Genomic DNA, 1,898 nt, shown 5'->3' on the forward strand with positions numbered 1-1,898 from the left:
ATCTTTGTGAATTAATTTTTAGGGAGATAAAATGGAGAAGGTAGGAAAGATTATAAAGTAAAAAAGAGTATTTCTAATCATTTTAAGCGATGAAATCGCTGGTATATTTAAGTTTTTGAAGACTCTATACTCGATTTTGCTAAAACCGGAATAAAACGCAAAAATGACTTGATGGTATTTTTTATTGAAAAATATAGATGGACTCTAAATCGTAAAAAATATTCCTGTAAAATTCAGAGCGGGTCATTTTGCTTAAAAATAGTATAATAGACTTATAATAATAGGGACGGAGATATCGACAAGGATACCATGAAATATAGAAATGACGATAAATTGTTCTCCGCAACTTTTTGCAATAATAGGTAATGTCGTGTCGATAGATGTAGCCCCTGCCGCAGAAATAGGAGCTAGTTTCCCGCAATAACGAGCTAAAATGGGTATAAAAAGGAGTGCTGTTATCTCACGGGTCATATTACTGATAAGAGCCATCATTCCTATTTCATATCCGGCTAATTTATTTAAGAATATAGCAGATAAACTGTAATAACCAAAACCAGACCCGATGGCAATTGTTTCTTTTGTTGTAATATCGAATAGCGGAGAGATAAGTGCTGTAATGATGATTGAACCGAAAATAGTTGCCAAAGGGATTAGTATGATTTTTAGTTTATATTTCTTGATAGGGACATATAAACTTTTAATGTCGCCGCCTATTCCTATGCCAACAAAGAACATCATGACCGGTAATATGTAGTTGCTGTAGTCATATGTCAGGAATATGTCCGGAACGTATCGATAATATGCTAATAAGATGCCGGTAATAAAACAGCATAAAATGATGAAACTGCTTTTCATTTATCAGATTGTCTTTTAAATAGAAATTTATAAAGAGGTATAGATAACAATACACTGCCGGCAGTGGCTGCAAGTCCTATTATTATTGCGGTTATGCCAAAATGATCGAGACTTTCTATGATGCTTTTGTTGTTGCCTATGGAAAGCCCCATACTGAATAAAAGAAGAAAGATAATCCACATATTCAGTTTCCCGATAATTTTGAATAGCTTTTTTTGCTGTTTTAGAAAATAGCCGATAAAAATACCGGCTAACATGAATCCCATTACGCTGAACATTATGCAAGAGTATTTTATTTAAGCATATCGTTTTTGATGTTGATTTTACTTATCAATTTGGTATAGTCTTTTGTCGTCAAAAAATTACTGATTGCCTGGACATGGTTCATATTATGTAAATCTGTTCCTAAAAAGTCGATATAGCCTTGCTCTGCGAGCCAGAAAGCTGCTTCTTTTACACTTTTTCCGTAATATCCGGAAAAAGATAAAAGGTTTACTTGAAATGCACAACCATTGTTGTGCATTGTCGTATATATGTTTTTTTGATTATGATAGTAGGCATATCTTTCAGGATGTGCAAGAATGGGTTTGAATTCTTTCAATTGCAGTTGAAAAAGCAGTTCATCTAAATTCCAGAAAGCTTGTATAAAAGAATTTTCAACTAATAGATAGTTATCGGGAAGAGGGATTAGCTGATTCGATTCAAACATTCGTATGAAACCGTCGTCGATGCGATATTCGGCAGAATAACAAATTTCTTGTTCGATCCCTTCAGATTTAAGTGCGGTTTTTAATAAATCCCAAGCATTTTTTATGGTTTCTGGAGTATTTTCGAAAGTTTCTTCTGCAATATGAGGAGTTGCGATAATTTTTCTAATTCCCCAATTTTGCATTTCGCGGATTAAGCCGATCGATTTTTCTGTATTCGGTGATCCATCATCTATTCCCGGAAGGATGTGAGAATGGAGATCTACTTCGTAGCAAAGTTTATGTGTTTGGCTATTTTTTTTCTTGAAAAAACTGAACATTTGGTATGAATATATC

At 33.7% G+C, this 1,898-nt stretch carries 3 protein-coding genes; all 3 read right to left on the bottom strand.

Features of this window, described 5'->3' with window-relative positions; translation table 11 throughout:
• Window positions 1-252 precede the first annotated feature (252 nt).
• On the bottom strand, window positions 253-855 hold the full coding sequence (locus AC1WHX_RS12035) for a LysO family transporter (RefSeq protein ID WP_122338498.1): 603 nt from the start codon (window positions 853-855) through the stop codon (window positions 253-255).
• Window positions 852-1,133 (bottom strand): LysO family transporter, encoded by a 282-nt coding sequence (locus AC1WHX_RS12040; RefSeq protein WP_009319536.1) that lies wholly within the window; start codon window positions 1,131-1,133, stop codon window positions 852-854. Before AC1WHX_RS12040 ends, AC1WHX_RS12035 begins: the two co-directional genes overlap by 4 nt.
• A 14-nt stretch (window positions 1,134-1,147) precedes the next feature.
• Window positions 1,148-1,898, bottom strand: a 751-nt coding sequence (locus AC1WHX_RS12045) for a tyrosine-protein phosphatase (protein ID WP_481229460.1), incomplete at its 5' end; no start/stop codon positions are given.

It is taken from the genome of Coprobacter sp. (assembly GCF_982436375.1).

Bases quoted from the DNA above. Each gene is read 5' to 3' on its own strand.
- AC1WHX_RS12040 (WP_009319536.1), bottom strand. From the start codon at position 1,133: ATGTTCAGCGTAATGGGATTCATGTTAGCCGGTATTTTTATCGGCTAT.
- AC1WHX_RS12035 (WP_122338498.1), bottom strand. From the start codon at position 855: ATGAAAAGCAGTTTCATCATTTTATGCTGTTTTATTACCGGCATCTTA.